This is a genomic window from Niallia sp. CD-39 (assembly GCF_059874745.1).
The window spans coordinates 841,959-858,807 of the sequence record NZ_JCBCPS010000001.1 but is presented as its reverse complement, the minus strand read 5'-3'; the positions used below and the strand labels follow the sequence as shown (position 1 = coordinate 858,807).

Below are 16,849 nucleotides of genomic sequence, written 5' to 3'. Positions count from 1 at the left end.
TTAAAATAGATATATTACATATGAAAGGCGTGGTTTAAATGAAATTCTCACAAACATTGAAAGTTGTAAATAGAGGGGTTAGCGAGTAGTTCATTTTCGAATGAATGCTCGAATATTATTGGTTGGAGGAGCGTTCATGTTAAATAATGTAGGTTTTAATTTATGGGCAAATGATTACGATCAAACGGTTCAGGTTGCCGAAGAAAATGGACAGTATCCATTTGCAGGCTATAGGGATGTTTTGAATGCTATTTTTAATGAAGTAATGAAGCTGAAGAGTTCTCGAGTGCTTGATATTGGTCTTGGGACTGGCACTTTAACGAGCAGGCTATATGAGAACGGACATTTCATTGCTGGGGTTGATTTCTCTTCAAGTATGTTGACCATTGCTGGGGAAAAAATGCCTAATGCGAGGCTACTAGAATATGATATTTCAAACGGCCTGCCACCAGAATTAGCACATGAAAAGTATGACTTTATCATTAGCACATATGCACTGCACCATCTGTTAGATATAGAAAAGGTGGATTTTCTAAAAGAGTTGCTGCAATTATTGAACGATGGAGGGAAAATTCTAATCGGTGATGTTGCATTCCCAACAAGAGAAGAACATGATCAATGTCACAAAGCATACAAAGACTCTTGGGACGGAGATGAATTTTATTTTGTCTATGATGAAATAAATGCGGCATTACAAGGAATTTGTCAATGTGAGTTTGTCTCAATGTCCCATTGCGGTGGAGTGCTTGTGATAACGAGGTAATTGCTTAAAGAGCGGGTATGGATACTCGCTCTTTTTTTGCGTTTAAATTATTTAGATATATCAAAAACCACAATGAAATATTTTGAAATCTTTTAGAGTACATTCGAAGGTCGTATAGTTTTGTAAAACTTTTTTTTACTTAATGTGGGATGAAAGGGAATTTACTTTATAACCTACCATAATCCCGTTTGTAGAATGTCTGACTTCTAACGCTTTAAATAGCTTCTACTTTTCTACTAGAATAAGGCTTTAAGATATATAGAATACTCCCCATTAGTAACCCGATACATATTTTTTAAACTGTCTATCAACGAAGGAGCCTATTATAAACTTGGGTATGCTCTAATTATAGTTTAATAAACTGACTGGAAAATTATAAAAACATTGAGTTTATCCTTATTTATAATTATAATATTAATGAATTTTAATTTCTAATAAATGGAAATCACATGATACAGTTAGTGCATATTCACACGATTATTCTAATGGCAAGAAAGAAATTAAAACTGTAGATCCGCATTATGCAATACTTATTATGGAACACATTGGACTTTAGGATCTAAAACTGCAAATGGAGTTTTTAGTGTATATGAAGCTGATGCAGCTGGTAGTAATTTAGCGATGGCATACTAAATAGTGTGGAGTTCTGAAAACTAGAGGATCCCCTCTAGTTTTCTAAAATATATAAAATAGGGGTAACTACTATGTTAAAACTTTATTATAAAAAGTTTTTTTTGTCGGCTTTAACCTTATTTTTATTGGTAGGATGTTTTAAAGAAACGAATATTGAAGACGATGCTCATGAGGATATAAGTAAACAAGTTATGATAGATATCCCATTTTCCAATTACAACCACCCAGTAGTTAGGGATAATTATATTTATTTAAACAGAGGTAGTAATGATTTAAATCAGGAATCGGTTAATCAATTAACAAAATACAATATAAATACTAAAGAATATGAAACATTATATGAATCTCAATATGAAAGTGCATCTATGCAACAAACTAATATTAATAAAGATTGGTTAGTATGGGTTGATTCCTCTTTAGACGGAATAAATTCAAAAATTATTGCAATGAACTTAGAAACTAAGGAAACTAGTGAGTTAGCTGAATCTAACCCAGAATATTTAACTACTTTTGTACCTGTTTTATATAAAGACTATGTTGCTTGGGTTCAATTAATGAATGAAGAAAAAATAGAAGTGAAATTGTATGATTTGAGAACAAATACAATAGAGACAATTGAGCAATTGAATAGTTATGGACTTTTTAATATTTTTATCTCTATGAATGACGATAAATTGGTTTGGACAGATTCATATGACAGTAAGGGACTTTATTTTGTCTATGACATAGGCACTAAAGATATACAAAAATATAATGCAAACTTCTCGTTCCCTTCCTATCCCGTTTATGATGAGGGGAAAATATATTCTTTGAATTTTAATTCATTAGAAGAATGGTCCAACCAAAGTTTCGGATACTACAATATTGAAAATGAAGAATATCAAGAAATTAGTACTGGTTCATTATATGTGAATTATTTTGATGTTCGAGATAATCTAATCGCTATGATTGATGATCAACAAGAATTAAAATTACTCTCTTTTGGTGAAGAAAATCTAAAAGAAAAGGAACACTTGTTAGAAGAAAACCCTGATTTCCTTAATTTTGATAACGAGGGCAATCTATTATTAATGTATAGTGAGGGTACGGAACATAGAATAGGAATAATCTTCAATCAACATTAATTACATCATTCTACTTGAGTTTAGTTAACTCTCTTAGATAAAAATAAGAGAGGGGGTGTAGAACCAAGAATATTTGAGTTTTTAATCAGTGTGCAAAGGGTTTTGATATGTCACTATAAATCTTCCGATACCAATGATTATCAAGGGGATTTTGTGTACTGCATACTTAGTTTTTTTCATGGTTTTGGTTTTATCCTTTTTAAGGCAAATGCTGTTACGATTATTTGTATTGATCTATACTCAGTTTATTTATACGGGTTTTAAGTTTTCATTCTTTTCAAGGGTATTTGATGAATAACGTACTTTTATTTTAATGATGGAACAACGAAAAGGAATCCACACTATGCTCTGGATTCCTTTTCTGCTTCTATTCGACTGTACGTATGATTTCGTCTAGTTCATCCCAATGACGGATTCTTGGGAGTGCTAGGTCTTTGTTATAAGTTTGGTGTCTTAAATAGACTTTGACCGGTTCGTTTATGAGTGTGTCGACGACGGCTGGTTTGTCATCGAAATAGTAATCGAGCTGCAATTCTTTGATGATATGAATCTTCTCATTGTCTTTCATACCGTAGTAGAAATTTTCATCTTTGACTGGAAAGCCAAGGCTTTTAAACCATTGCACCGTTTGTTCTCGGTATCCTGTTGGCCTAGCTGTAATATAAAAGATGTCATGTCCGTCTTTTTCTAGCTTCTGCAATGTTTCAACGGCCTTTTCAAATGGAGGGCAGTCGGTAAAATAGATCTCCTCTAACGAATCATTCCACATTTTTTTGCCTTCTTCATCTGTCATTCCAAAAGGTTCATGGATTTCAACTCTATTTATTTGTTCAAATGCTTCTAGTGGCACAGCTTTGTTTAGCTTTTTATTGTATAGGTGAAACGCGTGCCTTCTTAAGTCGATTAGTGTGTCGTCGATGTCAAAACCTAGTCTCATTTGTTCTCTCCTTGAGCGTATTGCGGATAGCCTACAATCTTAAAATCTTTTCCAATTGGTGTGATTGACATCTCTTCTATTTCAATCGCATTCTTCATTAAATCGACTCCAGTGCCTCCGAGGAAGGAGGGGGATGAATGACCACCAACAAGCTTTGGAGCCATATAGATGACAACCTTATCAATCAACTTGTCTTCAAGAAAAGCACCGCTTACACCAGAGCCTCCTTCAATGAGAAGGGAGGAAACTTGTTTTTCACCCAATATAGCTACGACATCAACTGGATTTACTTTTTCCTCACCAGTCGTGTGGAAGATGGAAATGCCTAAGTCTTCGAGTGCCTTTTTCTTCTGCTCGTCATAATTATTACTAGTAAAAATCCACGTTTCAGCTTTTTGATCACGAACAACCTTTGCATTCAATGGTATTTTTAACGTCGAATCCATTACTACTCGAATTGGATCTCTGCCATTTGGGATGCGAGCTGTCAGCTCAGGATCATCTTGTAACACAGTATTGCCGCCAACTAAAATCGCCATGTTTTCACTGCGAAGATGGTGAACATCGTGACGGGCTTCTTCTGACGTTATCCATTTACTATCTGAAAGGTGAGTCGCGATTTTTCCATCTAATGTGATGCCTGCTTTTAACGTTACAAATGGAAGCTTCTTCACAATAAATTTATTGAACACTTCATTCATTCTTCTTGCTTCTTCCTCGCGAATGCCTATTTCGACTTCAATGCCGGCATCTTTGAGAATTTTAACGCCGTTTCCTGCTACAATTGGGTTCGGATCAAGTGTTGCGATGACGACTTTCTGAATACCTGCTTCTACAATTGCTACAGCACAAGGGCCAGTTCTTCCATGATGAGAGCACGGCTCCAATGTTACATAAATGGTCGCACCTTTTGCCATTTCTCCTGCCATTCGAATTGCGTGAATTTCGGCATGTGGCTCTCCGGCTTTTAAGTGCGTACCAATGCCAACAATGCGATTGTCATTTACGATCACTGAGCCTACGAGTGGATTTGGATCGGTTTGACCTTTCATCGCCTTGGCATTGTTTAAAGCTAGCTCCATATAAAATTCATGGCTACTCATTGCAGCAAACGCCTTCTTCCTCTAGGTGACCTGATTTATCAATTTTTGTTCTTAAATATTTCTCATTGAATTCTGATACATCGCCCCATAGAGGTCTTCGTTCTGAGACAGTAAGCCCAGCGTCGATCAATGCCTCTAGCTTCTTCGGATTATTCGTCATCAGTGTGACTGGTTTTGTGCGAAGCGCTTTTAACACATGAATCGCATCCGTATAATCTCTTGAGTCGTCAACAAAGCCAAGCGCTTGATTCGCTTCAACGGTGTCGTAGTTGTTTTCTTGTAATATATAAGCCATTGCTTTGCTGAATAAGCCGATGCCTCGGCCTTCGTGGTTGGCTAAATAAAACAATGCACCTGTTCCAAAGTCACGAATCATCTTCATTGATTCCTTCAGTTGGTATCCACAGTCGCAACGCTTGCTTCCAAATATATCTCCAGTGTGACAGATGGAGTGGAAGCGGATTACAGCTTCCTCAGAGAAGTCAAAATCACCGTATGTGAGCACACTTGACTGCTGTAATTCAGCTAAGTTTGAAGACGATAGCTTATTGATGATAACTTCAAAATCCTCCGTTACTTCGTCATGGTTTAACCAAGAATACCAATTAAAGAGAACCGTTTCTCCATATAAATTAACTGGTAGTCGAATTGGACCAACTAAATAGATCGCACCTTTACCAGTTTTAATTAGTTGTATTTTATCTTCTAAAAGGGATAGAACCTTTGAGTCTAATGTTACATTTTCCATGATAAACACTCCTACAATTTAGTAACGAAAACAACCCCAGTCTCAAGAATAGGACAATGGGGTTCAATAAATAACATATCATTTTTATTGTCCAATGGCACTATTTTTAAAATCACTTACTTACTTTATGTAAGTGAGTCTATTATAGATTCTCTCGTAAGTCAAGAATCTTCTTTACCAAAGGGATTTTGCAAAGACTTCATAATAGGGGTATTGAGGCTCAAAAATCTAGTTCTGAGCCATAGATTAATTGATTATTTACTTGCATGGAGTGTAAAGCTTTCACCTAATCGCTTCGATTGTGCAGTTGCTTCCTTAATACAGTCAATGAAAGCCTTTTGCACGTCGTGTGATTCGAGTACATTTATGCCAGCCTCAGTCGTGCCACCCGGACTTGTGACTTCCTTACGTAATTGCGCAGGTTCTTTTGGTGATTGATCTAACATTTCAGCTGCACCTAATAGTGTTTGGATAATAAGCTTTTTGGCAACATCTTTTTCTAGGCCGTTTTCAATCGCGCTTGTCTCCATCGCTTCTGCTAAATAATAAATATAGGCAGGACCACTACCTGATAGGCCGGTGACAGCATCTAACTGCTTTTCCTTTACAAGTGCTGTGTACCCAATTGTTTCAAAAATTTGCTTAACACACTGTAGTTGTTTTTCATTGACATAGTCATTCACAGCCATCGCACTCGCTGAGCGACCAATCGTTGCAGATGTATTTGGCATCGCGCGGACGATGGATAGTTTTTTCCCTGCAATCTGTTCAATGCTTTCCATGGATACACCTGCTAATACAGAGATAATCAGCATGTCACTTTGCAAATAATCCTTGATTGCCTCAATGGCACTGCTTGCATCTTTTGGTTTCATTGCCAAAATGACGATATCCGTATGTTGAAAGACTTCTTGTAAATCGTAGCTGATTCTGACATCATATGCAGAATGAATGGCTTGTAACTTTTCTTGATTGCATTTGTTTGTTACGACGACATTTTTACCTTCTATAAGTCCTTTTTTAATCATTCCTGCTAACAAAGCTTCAGCCATGGAGCCCGCACCAATCATTGCTATCTTGTTCATTTGTTTGCTCCTCTCACTTATTTTTCCAAAAGAATAAGCCCAATTCATCCTATAGAAAGGACGAAAGGGCTTTACTTTCGTGGTACCACCTTTGTTCGCTTTTTATGAACATTCATAAAAAGCCTTCATTGCTCCACTAACGCTGGATCAGCGGTTTAGGTTTCCCAAAACAGTTCATAAGGAGGTTCGACAGAAAAGGGGGTGATGAAGCCTTTCAGCCTACTCGAGCTTCACTCTCTTGCACCATTTTCTATGTACTTGACTTAATCATCACTTTTACGTGTAAAAGGAATTTTTCTAATGATTATGCTCCATAAAGGGCCAGTCTGTCAATAGACTATTCTAACAATTATAAATATTTATTCTTTTGTTATGTGAAAATAATGACATTTTTATGAAAGAACGATAAAATGTGTTTTATATAAATCCTTTTTAATGAGTGCTCATCATGTTTGTTATATAAAAATAATGCAAAGGGGCTGGTGAGATTGGCAGAGTGGAAAGATGGAATTGCGAAAATCTCGCTTCCGACACCATTTCCTGTTGGAGATGTGAACGTATATGTTGTAGATGGTGAAAAGTTGACGCTTGTAGATGTTGGTCCAAAAACAGATGAAGCGTGGGCTGTATTACAAAAGGAGCTTGCTACACTAAAGCTGAAGCCTGAAGATGTTCAGCAAATTGTTTTGACACATGATCACGCAGATCATGCAGGGCTTCTTGATTTATTTAGTGAGGATGTACCGATAATTGGTCATAAACTTAACAATCGCTGGTTAAAGCGTTCTGACCTATTCATTAACGAATTGGAAGCTTTTTTTATGAAAATGTTTCAAGAGTTTGCCGTACCAGAACAGTATTTGCCGATGGTAAAAAGAATAAAGAAGTCTCTTCGTTATTCCAGTGACCGAGCGCTCGATTTTAGGGTTGCTGAAGGAGAGGACATAGCGAATCTGTCAGGCTGGAAGGTATATGAAACACCTGGCCATGCTCAGAGCCATATTGGTTTATTTCGTGAAGAAGATGGGGTGTTTATCGGTGGGGATCATTTACTCGCCCATATTTCACCGAATCCGTTGCTTGAGCCGCCATTGCCTGGGATGGATGAGCGCCCTAAGCCTTTATTACAATACAATACTTCCCTTGAAAAAATAAAGACTTTGCCAATTGAGCGATTTTATTCTGGGCATGGAGAAGATATAACAACAGTGAATAACTTAATTGAAAAGCGCCGCAAGCGTCAGCATGATCGTGCGATGCTTGTGAAGGAATGGCTAGACTCTGAAGCGTTGTCGGTTTTTGAAGTGTGTCGTAGGCTTTTTCCAAGGGTATATGAAAAAGAACTATCGCTTACATTATCAGAAACCGTCGCCCAGATTGATTACTTACAGGACTTAGGTGTTATCCAATCAGAGGAACATAATGGGGCGATTGTGTATCGAGCGAATTAATTAAAGTTTGAGGTGAAACGTGTGAATGCCAATATTTCACAGAAAAATGTAGTCATTACAGGTGCTACAGGAGGGCTAGGAGAAAGACTTGCTCACCATTGTGCTCGTTCTGGTGCAACCTTGTATTTACTAGCTAGAAATAAAGAACGACTGTGGGACATCAAATCTCAGTTGGAAAAAGCCTTTCATGTACAAGTTTACACGTACACAATCGATGTGACACATACCGATGAGTTGGAACTAACAATGAAAGAGATTGAAGAGCAATCTGGAGGAATTGACGTACTTGTAAATAATGCAGGCTATGGCTTGTTTCGATACGCACATGAAGATGAAATAGCAGACGTGAAAAATATGTTTGCAGTCAATGTATTCGGGTTGATGGCAGCGACGAATGCAATTCTTCCAACGATGATGAAAAGACGAAGTGGACATATAATTAATATTGCTTCACAAGCGGGGAAGCTAGCAACACCAAAATCTAGTACTTATGCAGCGACAAAGCATGCAGTTCTTGGCTATACGAACAGCCTGCGTTTGGAAGTTGAAAAATATGGGATATATGTGACAGCTGTTAATCCCGGGCCAATCGATACGAACTTCTTTGCGACAGCAGATGAAAGCGGATCATATGTCAACAGCGTCAAGAAATACATGCTTTCACCAGATAACGTTGCCAGAAAAGTGACAGCTAACATGCTACGCCGGAAGAGAGAAATCAACCTCCCAGGCTGGATGCATGCCGGCAGTGTGCTCCATTCACTTTTCCCAGCTCTTGTTGAAAGACTTGGAAAGGGCGCTTTTGAAAAGAAATAAAGAGAGGATGAAGCGAAGGGCTTCATCCTCTTTTTATTTGGGTACATATGCAATTTTACTCGCGTGAAATTGCCCGTTTTGTTTTTTATAAGTAATCCCCACTTCACCAATGAAGGCACCTGGTGATACTTGTGCGCTCACCCTTGCGCTCAACTGTTGATTTACGATATCATATTTGATTATATTTCCAAAGAACACATGATCAAATATGTTCTGAGGTGCAATTTCAAATCGTGTGATATCGAGGGCATGTGCCTTATTAGATACTTTGATGATGGCTTTTTCATTTGTTAGTCTTGTTTGTACATGCTTTTGTATAATCGTAAGGGGTTGTTCCACGAAAACTTCTCCGAAACGTCCGCTGAAGAAACGTTCGTTGCTTTGATCAAAAACATGAATCGTTTCCAATGAGAGACCTGTCCCATATCCTTCATTCAAAATGATGATCACTTCTTCTTCTAAATCATGATCAATGTTTTCATAGACGATTTTAGGAGCATACGCATTCGTATTTTCAACGCTTTTCCAGAGGGACCTTGGATACCTTACCCCGTTTATTTCCACTATAAAATTTATAAATTGATCTTCTGCTTGTTCGGCGTATAAAAATATGTTTTTACTTTCCATTTTCGCAACGACTTTATTGCTGAAGTAATCGGTACTAGCTGCTTTTGGTAATGCAACTGATAGAAAAGCAAGAATGAGAAAGAGGTGTTTTTTCAAGTGGGTTCTCCCAATATTTTATATTAGCTTCCTCTTACTTTATCCTTTTTGCTTTTACTCTAATCTTTTTTATTGAAATAGATAGCATTAGTGCCCCATTTAAGATGAATAGAATGACAATGACCACCGTAAAGAAGGCGAGATCGGGTGCAAATACTTTGATTGAATGCCATGGTGATTGAACACCATAGGTTAACATTGGAATAAGAAATATTCCTAGCAAAAAAAAGAGTATGCTATAAACAATCGGCATCTTTATCAAATTTCTTTTAAAGCAGAGTACTGCCCCAAATAGGAAAAGCAGGACAATGACACAGATAAACACAATCTGTATGAGATAAGATGGCTTAGGTATATGATTAACTTCTTCCCCGTTTAATAGAGCGATGATCCCTTGTTTTAAGTGAATCAGTGCATCTTCTTCTAAGATATGATTCTTATTTGTAAGAATGGCTCCAGCCCACCCGGACTTTGGGAGATAAAAGATTTCTGAACGTGAGTCAGGAGTTGAACCTGAATGCCAAATTATCTCATCAGAAGTATTGGGCTTAGAGATACGAATACCGAGTCCGTAGTATCGATCATTACCGGTTTGGACAAGGGGAGAAATGTATTGTTGTTTAAGTTCATGGTTGATTAAGGTTTGTTCCGAGCTATCTAGAAATGAAAGGAATTGCAACAGATCCAGTGTACTTGCTGTGATGTAGCCATAAGGTGCCCCGCTATTATCATAGGAAACAGTTGTTTTTCTTGGAAAACCAATCCATGACTGATACCCTGCCTGATAGCCATTTTGAATAGCCATTTGAAGATTAGCTGCTGCGCTCCTCATTCCTAACGAACTAAATACATGCTGTTTTATGTAGTCAGCGTATGTTTGATTCGTCATTTCTTCAATGACTGCACCGAGAATTAGAAAGTTTGCATTGCTATACTGGTGCCTTTCACCTGGTATCGATGTCAGTCTGACGTCAGATAACGCCTCTACTTGGCTCTTGATTCCTTCATCAGTTGTTAATCCTTTGTCTGATAAGGACAAACCTGTGTATGTACTGAGTCCACTCGTTTGTGTTAACAAATGCTCGATTGTAATGATCTTCGCTGCTTCTTTGTCTTCAAGTGAAAACCATGGTAAATACGTTCTGACTGGTTCATCGAGTTGTAGAAAGCCCTTGTCAACTAATGTCAAAATTGCTAGCCCTGTTAGTGGCTTACTAATTGAGCCTATCGTAAAGGGTGTATTTACTGTTATTTTCTCTTCTGCTTCACCTGTAATTCCCGCTGTTTTTGAGTAAAAAAGTTCATTTTCCCGTGTGATAGCAATCGAGGCTCCCGGAATTTTATGCGCCTGAAGGAACTGATCAATGTAGGAGTCCAATTGCTGATGGTGGTGATCCTCAATTGTAGCTTTTCCTTGATGACTAAATATGAAAAACCCTACACAGAGGATTAAACCAGTTAAGGTGATGTGTTTAGCTAGTGTTTTCATTGCTTTTTTTTTCTCCTTCCCTTTTTAGGTAAATTAAACCATAAAGAAGGGGAGTGCCCATCGACCCCCAGTCTTCATTTTTCATAAGGCTTAAGATGTAGGCCTTTATTCGAGAAATTGAGAACTTACGGAGTGCTGCACCAATAATGTAGTAAGGATTCGAAAAAAATTTCCATTGAAAACGAACGTATATTCGCTTATGATTTGAATAAGATATAAAAGAACGTTTGTTCGTTATTTGGTAAGGGGGGTTCAGACAGTGGACTATAGCCTTTTGCCGAAAGGGCAATATTTGTGTGTCGATATGAAGAGTTTTTATGCAAGTTGTACAGCAGTAATGGAGGGGCTGGATCCCTTAAATTGTTACTTAGTTATAGCAGGAAATTTAGAGCAAAAAGGAAGTATTGTTCTTGCTGCTTCTCCTAAAATGAAGCAGGAGTTTGGTATTAAAACAGGTTCAAGATTGTTCGAAGTACCTAATCATCCAAAGGTGTTGATTCGTGAGCCAAGGATGGCTACTTATTTACGCATTTCAATGGAGATTACGCGTGTTTTTCATCGATATGTTCCGATGGAATGCATTCACACATACAGCGTGGATGAGAGCTTCCTAAGGGTGGATGGTGTAACAAAGCTTTGGGGAGATGCCAGCACAATCGCATGTAAAATCAAGGATGATATTGAGAGGGAGTTTCAGCTTCCCTGTGCAATCGGCATTGGCCCGAATATGTTGCTCGCAAAGCTATGCCTTGATCTAGAAGCAAAGCATAAAGGGGTGGCGATGTGGACATATGAGGATGTACGAGAGAAGTTGTGGCCTGTCTCTCCATTACGAGAAATGTGGGGAATTGGTCGTCAAGTAGAAAAGACGCTGAATAGCATGGGCATTTTCTCTGTCGGTCAGCTCGCCCAAACAGACTTACAACGATTAGAAAAAAAGTTTGGGGTCATGGGGAATCAACTGTATCACCACGCATGGGGTGTTGATTTATCAGACATAGGTGCACCAATCATGGAAGGGCAGATTAGCTATGGAAAAAGCCAAATTTTATTGCGTGATTATACGAAAGAGACAGAAATTAAGCATGTCATTTTAGAAATGTGTGAAGAAGTGGCACGCCGAGCACGGACAGCTCATCGGTCGGCACGAACAGTTAGCTTTGGACTTAGTTATAGCAAGGATGAGCTTGGAGGAGGGTTTTATCGCTCAAAGACAAGGGAGTCTCCGACAAATCGTACGATGGACATTTACGAAACATGCCTAGAGTTGTTTGAGTGTTTTTACGAAGGAAAAACAGTACGGCAAGTATCTATTTCATTAAGTAATATTGTGGATGATCGAGAAATGCAGCTGAGCTTGTTTGACCAAGATGGCTGGAAAAAGAGGGAGATTGGCTATACAGTTGATCGCATCCGTAGTCGCTTTGGTTCAGATGCGCTTCTAAGAGCCGTATCGTATACTGCTGCCGGAACAGCTCGTCAGCGCGCGAAGCTTGTTGGCGGACACAAAATGTAAGGAGTTAGAGAGATGATCCGAGATCGAGGGAAAATCAAATGGACAGCAATGATGCTTCCAGAGCATGTGAAGCTTTTGCGCGAATGGGCAGAAGAAGACAATTATGAAAAAGAAAAGACGCTGGACGAACAGGAAATTGAAAGAATGAATGAGTTGCTCTTGGAAGCGATGGAATATCATTTCCGTGTTGGTATCACACACTTCCGCCAGCATAAGTATGAATTAACAATAGGTCATATCCATTATTGGGATGAAATGCAGCAATGTCTTCACATTATTGACCAGTTTGAAGAAGTCCATCGTATTCATATAAACAAAATCGTTGATGTTCAGCATACGGATTAAAAAAGCAGGAGAATAGGTTTGATGCATCGAATATAGGTGCAGGAAGAAAGGAGGAGAGAGTTCATGAATAAAAGACAAGAAGTGTTGTTTCAGCAACTTGAAACTTATCGAAGTGAAGTGTTACAAGCTGTAGGTGGGTTAACAGACGAAGAAAAAAACATCATTCCAGCTGGCTTTCGCAATAACATTCGTTGGAACTTAGGTCATTTATACACAGATCAATATCTTTGGATTCAAGCGGTTACGAAAGAAAAGACACCACTAGCGGAAAGTTTTTCACAATGGTTCGGCTATGGAACGACTCCGGAAAATTTTACAAAAGAAACACCAACAGCTACGGAGCTTGAAGCATTATTACGCCATCAGCCAGCTGTCATTAAAGAAATGTATGGAGAGCGATTAGAGGATGAGTTTGCACCGACTGAAATGGGCATGCATACAATTGAGCAAGTGCTGATCCGTACTATTTTTCATGAGGGGATGCATTTACAAACACTCTTAATGCAAATTCAAGCATTGAAACAGCGGGTTACGAACTAAAAAAGATTGTTGTTTTTCAACAATCTTTTTTTGTATAACAAAAGAACTTGGAAAGTGAACTAACCGTCCATATTGGACGGCCATTATTTATACACCGGCACGTGGTGCAGATTGAAATACGCCTTTATGGGAACCATCACAAAAAGGTTTGCGCTCGCTTAATCCACAGCGACAAAGAGAAAAAGTCGATTTTGTCTCAAACACATTTCCCTCTGCATCAATTAACTCAACATCACCAGTAATTCGTAATGAACCATTATCGTTCACCTTTATTTGAACTTTACTCACCTTATAGCCCCCTTTTACAAGATCATCCAATTTTAAAGGAAAATATCTCATTAAGCAAGAGTGAAAAAATGACGCATGGCGAGTGCACATCTCTTGCTATGCCGAGTAATTTCCATTCGTTGTCCACTTTTTTAAAAACGAATCGAAGATACTGCCAATCGTATTCTTTAAATTTTCCAACACCTTCACTGAAATAACCTTATAAAAGTCCAAAAAATTTCGCAATATCAAAAAGAAGTGCGATAATGGACGTAAACATCGATAGAAAAGGGATGGCTATGAATATAATAATCACAGAGAAAGCGTTGGAAAAGTTAACAACAAAAATCGCAGGCAGAGAGGGATTCTTAAAGCTCAAGTATGATACGGATGGTTGTGGCTGTGTTGTCAGTGGAGTAACGGCATTATGGCTCGTATCAGCGCTTGATGAAGACGATGTTGCGATCGAAACAGATGTAGGTGAAATTTACGTAGAGCGTTCGAAGCAGGTTTTCTTAGCAGAAGAATTAATCATTGACTTCTCAGAAAAGGCAAACTGCTATCAACTAAAAACGAAGTTTGAGTACTTGAATCCAAGAATGAGCTTTTTCGACTATACAGATAAAAAATAGGTACATCTAAGAGATTGTTGACATCATGAGTGGGTCACAATCTTTTTTTATACATCACAATTTTTTGTTTTGTAGATTTAGCACTAATTTTTCGACTAGAGCGTAAGGAGGCGACTCCGACGGGAGAAGCAACAGCTGAAAAATCACGCAGGAAGTTGTTTTCTACCAAGGAGTTGAAGCGTTGCCCGCGGAAAGTGTCTGTATAAAGTGGACAATCGTAGCTTGTTTTTTATGCACGAACCCAATGACAAATGTAACTATTTGCGTTTTGCGATTCTTGTCATACTGATAGTAACAATTACGAAAGGGTGATACTAGATGATTGCTTCACTAAATGGAATTGTAAAACGGTATGATGCGAAGCTTGTGTTGGATTATATTGATTTGGACATAAATGAAGGAGAAATCATCGGGCTACTTGGACCGAATGGAGCGGGTAAGACAACGTTGATTAAATGCCTGACAGGGATGGAAACGATTAATCAAGGTACAATTGTACTCTTTGGGGACGTGAAAAAGCCATTTCAAAACAGCAATAAGGAAAAAGTGGGTTTAGTCACGCAAGAAATATCGATCTTTCCGGAATTAACAGCAAGGGAAAATGTGAACTTTTTTGCGGGGATTTATGGCTTGAAGGGAGAAGTTAAGAAAAGCCGTGTTGCAGAAGCTTTAGAGTTTGTCGGGCTAACAGAGCATGCAAAGGAGAAGGCGAGTAAGTTCTCTGGAGGAATGCAAAGGCGGTTGAATATTGCTTGTTCCATTGTTCATCATCCGAAGCTATTAATCATGGATGAACCGACAGTAGGGATTGATCCACAATCGAGAAACCATATTTTGCAGGCTGTAAAGGAATTGAAAAGAAAAGGAACGACGATTCTGTATACAACGCATTATATGGAAGAGGTTGAAGCGATCGCATCGGAGGTCGTGATCCTAGATAAAGGACAAATCATCACAAAAGGAACGGTTCAAGAGCTGATTCAAAATATTCAGCATGAGGAGAAAATAAAAGTAGAAGTAAGTCATCCAGAAGCAGTAGCATTGGAGAATATTCAAGCACTGCCTGATGTAAAACAAGTAGTCAAGGATGGAAACCATATTTTAGTTGTTTCATCAGCTGGTTCTGGACATCTTGATCGCATCTTAACGATTATCAAGGAAGACTCTGGAGTTGTCGGCATTCATGTAGAGAAGCCGAACTTAGAAGATGTGTTCTTAACGCTGACTGGTCGGAAATTAAGGGATGGGGGCGAGGCATAATGCGAGTCCTACGAACGATTCCGTACACAGTACTTCGAATGAGCAGAGACTATATCACACTGCTATTGCTCTTAGTTGTCCCCATTGTACTCATCACGATTTTCTATTTCGTCTTAGGGGATATGAAAAATCAACATGGTGATCCAGCATTTTATGATACAGCACTGTTAATGACACTCGTGTTTCAACTGTTCGGTGGCTCAATCGTGATTGCCTATATTCAAAACGACTTATTTACCGCAAGACGTCAACGCTTTATGATTGCACCGATTAACCGTCCATTATATGCCTTTTCAATCTCCTTGTGTGGAACGTTATTCTCCATTTTTCTTGGTTTTTTATTAGTTCTTTTTACAGGATTGGGGTTAGGTGTACAATGGGGAAATTGGTTTTGGGTTATGTTCATGATTGGCTTATTGGCGGTCTTGTCGAGCATTGTAAGTTTGATTTTCACTTTTTCTGTAAAAAGTTTTAAAGTAGCGGAGCGATTAAGTGAAGTGTATGGTATTGGTTTTATTGTATTAGCAGGCTTGTTTTTTCCAATGCCTGACCATGCTATCATCACGTTTACTAATGAATACATTAATCCGCTCCTACTAGCAGCGAATGCTATTAGTTATGCACAAGCCGATCAATTTTCAGAGGCACTTCCTTATATGTCTCGATTGATAATCGGAATTGTAGGCACTTTTATCATCATGTATGTCCTCGGCAGGAGGAAGATTTAAATGACGATTTTTTATTATGCTTTAAAGAGGAGCACAGCTAATAAAACAAGTCTGTTCATTTTATTTCTCTTCCCAGTCGCAGCGATCTTCCTGCCATCGGGAGAATATTGGCCACATCTTCCATACGGATATCAATACTTTGGAATTTTTATATTGTTTATTAGCTTGAAGCTTACGGGATTAATTTTAGAAGACCGAACAAGAGGAATTGCCAAAAGGCTATCGATTGCTCCAATTAGCCACTTGAACTATTTAGCTCAAAACCTGCTTGCATACTTGTTCATATTGGTCATACAATGCCTTATTTTAGTGTATGGTGGAGTATTAGCGGGGAAAGAGCTTTATCATCCCTTTTGGTTGCTCGTGTTATTCGTTACATTCAGTATGGCATCGATCGCTTTTGCCCTAATGTGGATCTCATTCTTCCGCAATAAAGAAATGTCCATGTTAATTTTTATGTCCATTATAAGTGTCATCGCTTTAATCGGTGGCGTATTGATGCCAATTGAATTATTACCAGAGTTTTTGCAAAAAGTGGCGTTGATTTTTCCGACCTATTGGTTAGCTTGGGGAATTGATTGGGTGGTTTTTGGTGGAGAAATAAAGGAATTTCTACTAGTGAATGGAATGCTTATATTGTATATGTTTTTATTTCTAGTCACTGGAAGCGTGAAAAAATTGCAGTAATA

General features: G+C 38.4%; 18 protein-coding genes. 11 read left to right on the top strand and 7 right to left on the bottom strand.

Annotated elements, in window-relative coordinates; genetic code table 11:
- Positions 1-136: 136 nt before the first annotated feature.
- Positions 137-763: a class I SAM-dependent methyltransferase gene (locus AC6F34_RS04390; RefSeq protein WP_500769324.1), complete on the top strand. Its 627-nt coding sequence runs from the start codon at positions 137-139 to the stop codon at positions 761-763.
- Positions 764-1,467: 704 nt separating this feature from the next.
- Positions 1,468-2,520, top strand: a complete 1,053-nt coding sequence (locus tag AC6F34_RS04385; protein WP_500769322.1) for a hypothetical protein — start codon at positions 1,468-1,470, stop codon at positions 2,518-2,520.
- A gap of 367 nt (positions 2,521-2,887) precedes the next feature.
- On the opposite strand, the gene AC6F34_RS04380 is transcribed toward AC6F34_RS04385, so the two are convergent.
- The 4 genes from AC6F34_RS04380 to proC form a co-directional block, all read right to left on the bottom strand.
- Positions 2,888-3,457 (bottom strand): 5' nucleotidase, NT5C type, encoded by a 570-nt coding sequence (locus tag AC6F34_RS04380; RefSeq protein ID WP_500769320.1) that lies wholly within the window; start codon positions 3,455-3,457, stop codon positions 2,888-2,890.
- Positions 3,454-4,560 (bottom strand): bifunctional diaminohydroxyphosphoribosylaminopyrimidine deaminase/5-amino-6-(5-phosphoribosylamino)uracil reductase RibD, encoded by a 1,107-nt coding sequence (gene ribD, locus AC6F34_RS04375; protein WP_500769318.1) that lies wholly within the window; start codon positions 4,558-4,560, stop codon positions 3,454-3,456. The genes AC6F34_RS04380 and ribD overlap by 4 nt, the downstream gene beginning before the upstream one ends.
- Positions 4,553-5,308 carry a GTP cyclohydrolase II gene (locus AC6F34_RS04370; protein WP_500769316.1) on the bottom strand — a complete coding sequence of 252 codons (756 nt, stop codon included), beginning with the start codon at positions 5,306-5,308 and terminating at the stop codon, positions 4,553-4,555. The genes ribD and AC6F34_RS04370 overlap by 8 nt, the downstream gene beginning before the upstream one ends.
- Before the next feature lie 254 nt (positions 5,309-5,562).
- Positions 5,563-6,393 (bottom strand): pyrroline-5-carboxylate reductase, encoded by an 831-nt coding sequence (gene proC / locus AC6F34_RS04365; RefSeq protein ID WP_500769314.1) that lies wholly within the window; start codon positions 6,391-6,393, stop codon positions 5,563-5,565.
- A gap of 482 nt (positions 6,394-6,875) precedes the next feature.
- On the opposite strand from proC, the gene AC6F34_RS04360 reads away from it, so the two are divergent.
- The gene (locus AC6F34_RS04360) at positions 6,876-7,844 is read left to right on the top strand and encodes an MBL fold metallo-hydrolase (protein WP_500770141.1); all 969 of its coding nucleotides are present in this window, start codon (positions 6,876-6,878) and stop codon (positions 7,842-7,844) included.
- Positions 7,845-7,865: 21 nt separating this feature from the next.
- Entirely contained in the window at positions 7,866-8,660 is a 795-nt protein-coding gene (locus AC6F34_RS04355) for an SDR family NAD(P)-dependent oxidoreductase (RefSeq protein ID WP_500769312.1), read from the top strand.
- A gap of 33 nt (positions 8,661-8,693) precedes the next feature.
- On the opposite strand, the gene AC6F34_RS04350 is transcribed toward AC6F34_RS04355, so the two are convergent.
- On the bottom strand, positions 8,694-9,383 hold the full coding sequence (locus tag AC6F34_RS04350; RefSeq protein WP_500769310.1) for a hypothetical protein: 690 nt from the start codon (positions 9,381-9,383) through the stop codon (positions 8,694-8,696).
- 34 nt (positions 9,384-9,417) lie between these two features.
- Positions 9,418-10,872 carry a serine hydrolase gene (locus AC6F34_RS04345; RefSeq protein ID WP_500769308.1) on the bottom strand — a complete coding sequence of 485 codons (1,455 nt, stop codon included), beginning with the start codon at positions 10,870-10,872 and terminating at the stop codon, positions 9,418-9,420.
- A 304-nt stretch (positions 10,873-11,176) separates the two neighbouring features.
- On the opposite strand from AC6F34_RS04345, the gene AC6F34_RS04340 reads away from it, so the two are divergent.
- The 3 genes from AC6F34_RS04340 (at position 11,177) to AC6F34_RS04330 (ending at position 13,273) form a co-directional block, all read left to right on the top strand.
- Positions 11,177-12,388, top strand: coding sequence for a Y-family DNA polymerase (locus AC6F34_RS04340; RefSeq protein ID WP_500770139.1), 1,212 nt, complete (start codon positions 11,177-11,179; stop codon positions 12,386-12,388).
- A gap of 12 nt (positions 12,389-12,400) precedes the next feature.
- Positions 12,401-12,733, top strand: a complete 333-nt coding sequence (locus tag AC6F34_RS04335; RefSeq protein ID WP_500769306.1) for a YolD-like family protein — start codon at positions 12,401-12,403, stop codon at positions 12,731-12,733.
- Between the two features lie 63 nt (positions 12,734-12,796).
- Positions 12,797-13,273 carry a DinB family protein gene (locus AC6F34_RS04330; protein ID WP_500769304.1) on the top strand — a complete coding sequence of 159 codons (477 nt, stop codon included), beginning with the start codon at positions 12,797-12,799 and terminating at the stop codon, positions 13,271-13,273.
- Between the two features lie 87 nt (positions 13,274-13,360).
- On the opposite strand, the gene AC6F34_RS04325 is transcribed toward AC6F34_RS04330, so the two are convergent.
- Complete coding sequence (locus AC6F34_RS04325) at positions 13,361-13,561, bottom strand: CDGSH iron-sulfur domain-containing protein (protein ID WP_500769302.1); 201 nt, start codon at positions 13,559-13,561, stop codon at positions 13,361-13,363.
- Between the two features lie 278 nt (positions 13,562-13,839).
- On the opposite strand from AC6F34_RS04325, the gene AC6F34_RS04320 reads away from it, so the two are divergent.
- The 4 genes from AC6F34_RS04320 to AC6F34_RS04305 all read left to right on the top strand — a co-directional run bounded on the left by AC6F34_RS04320 (position 13,840) and on the right by AC6F34_RS04305 (position 16,847).
- Complete coding sequence (locus AC6F34_RS04320) at positions 13,840-14,172, top strand: iron-sulfur cluster biosynthesis family protein (RefSeq protein ID WP_500770137.1); 333 nt, start codon at positions 13,840-13,842, stop codon at positions 14,170-14,172.
- Between the two features lie 318 nt (positions 14,173-14,490).
- Positions 14,491-15,432 (top strand): ABC transporter ATP-binding protein, encoded by a 942-nt coding sequence (locus AC6F34_RS04315; protein ID WP_500769300.1) that lies wholly within the window; start codon positions 14,491-14,493, stop codon positions 15,430-15,432.
- Positions 15,432-16,160 carry an ABC transporter permease gene (locus AC6F34_RS04310; protein ID WP_500769298.1) on the top strand — a complete coding sequence of 243 codons (729 nt, stop codon included), beginning with the start codon at positions 15,432-15,434 and terminating at the stop codon, positions 16,158-16,160. The genes AC6F34_RS04315 and AC6F34_RS04310 overlap by 1 nt, the downstream gene beginning before the upstream one ends.
- Positions 16,161-16,847 (top strand): ABC transporter permease, encoded by a 687-nt coding sequence (locus AC6F34_RS04305; protein ID WP_500769296.1) that lies wholly within the window; start codon positions 16,161-16,163, stop codon positions 16,845-16,847. It abuts the gene before it with no gap.
- Positions 16,848-16,849: the final 2 nt, after the last annotated feature.

Bases quoted from the DNA above. Each gene is read 5' to 3' on its own strand.
- AC6F34_RS04390 (WP_500769324.1), top strand. From the start codon at position 137: ATGTTAAATAATGTAGGTTTTAATTTATGGGCAAATGATTACGATCAA.
- AC6F34_RS04385 (WP_500769322.1), top strand. From the start codon at position 1,468: ATGTTAAAACTTTATTATAAAAAGTTTTTTTTGTCGGCTTTAACCTTA.
- AC6F34_RS04380 (WP_500769320.1), bottom strand. From the start codon at position 3,457: ATGAGACTAGGTTTTGACATCGACGACACACTAATCGACTTAAGAAGG.
- ribD (WP_500769318.1), bottom strand. From the start codon at position 4,560: ATGAGTAGCCATGAATTTTATATGGAGCTAGCTTTAAACAATGCCAAG.
- AC6F34_RS04370 (WP_500769316.1), bottom strand. From the start codon at position 5,308: ATGGAAAATGTAACATTAGACTCAAAGGTTCTATCCCTTTTAGAAGAT.
- proC (WP_500769314.1), bottom strand. From the start codon at position 6,393: ATGAACAAGATAGCAATGATTGGTGCGGGCTCCATGGCTGAAGCTTTG.
- AC6F34_RS04345 (WP_500769308.1), bottom strand. From the start codon at position 10,872: ATGAAAACACTAGCTAAACACATCACCTTAACTGGTTTAATCCTCTGT.
- AC6F34_RS04340 (WP_500770139.1), top strand. From the start codon at position 11,177: ATGAAGAGTTTTTATGCAAGTTGTACAGCAGTAATGGAGGGGCTGGAT.
- AC6F34_RS04335 (WP_500769306.1), top strand. From the start codon at position 12,401: ATGATCCGAGATCGAGGGAAAATCAAATGGACAGCAATGATGCTTCCA.
- AC6F34_RS04330 (WP_500769304.1), top strand. From the start codon at position 12,797: ATGAATAAAAGACAAGAAGTGTTGTTTCAGCAACTTGAAACTTATCGA.
- AC6F34_RS04320 (WP_500770137.1), top strand. From the start codon at position 13,840: ATGAATATAATAATCACAGAGAAAGCGTTGGAAAAGTTAACAACAAAA.
- AC6F34_RS04315 (WP_500769300.1), top strand. From the start codon at position 14,491: ATGATTGCTTCACTAAATGGAATTGTAAAACGGTATGATGCGAAGCTT.
- AC6F34_RS04310 (WP_500769298.1), top strand. From the start codon at position 15,432: ATGCGAGTCCTACGAACGATTCCGTACACAGTACTTCGAATGAGCAGA.
- AC6F34_RS04305 (WP_500769296.1), top strand. From the start codon at position 16,161: ATGACGATTTTTTATTATGCTTTAAAGAGGAGCACAGCTAATAAAACA.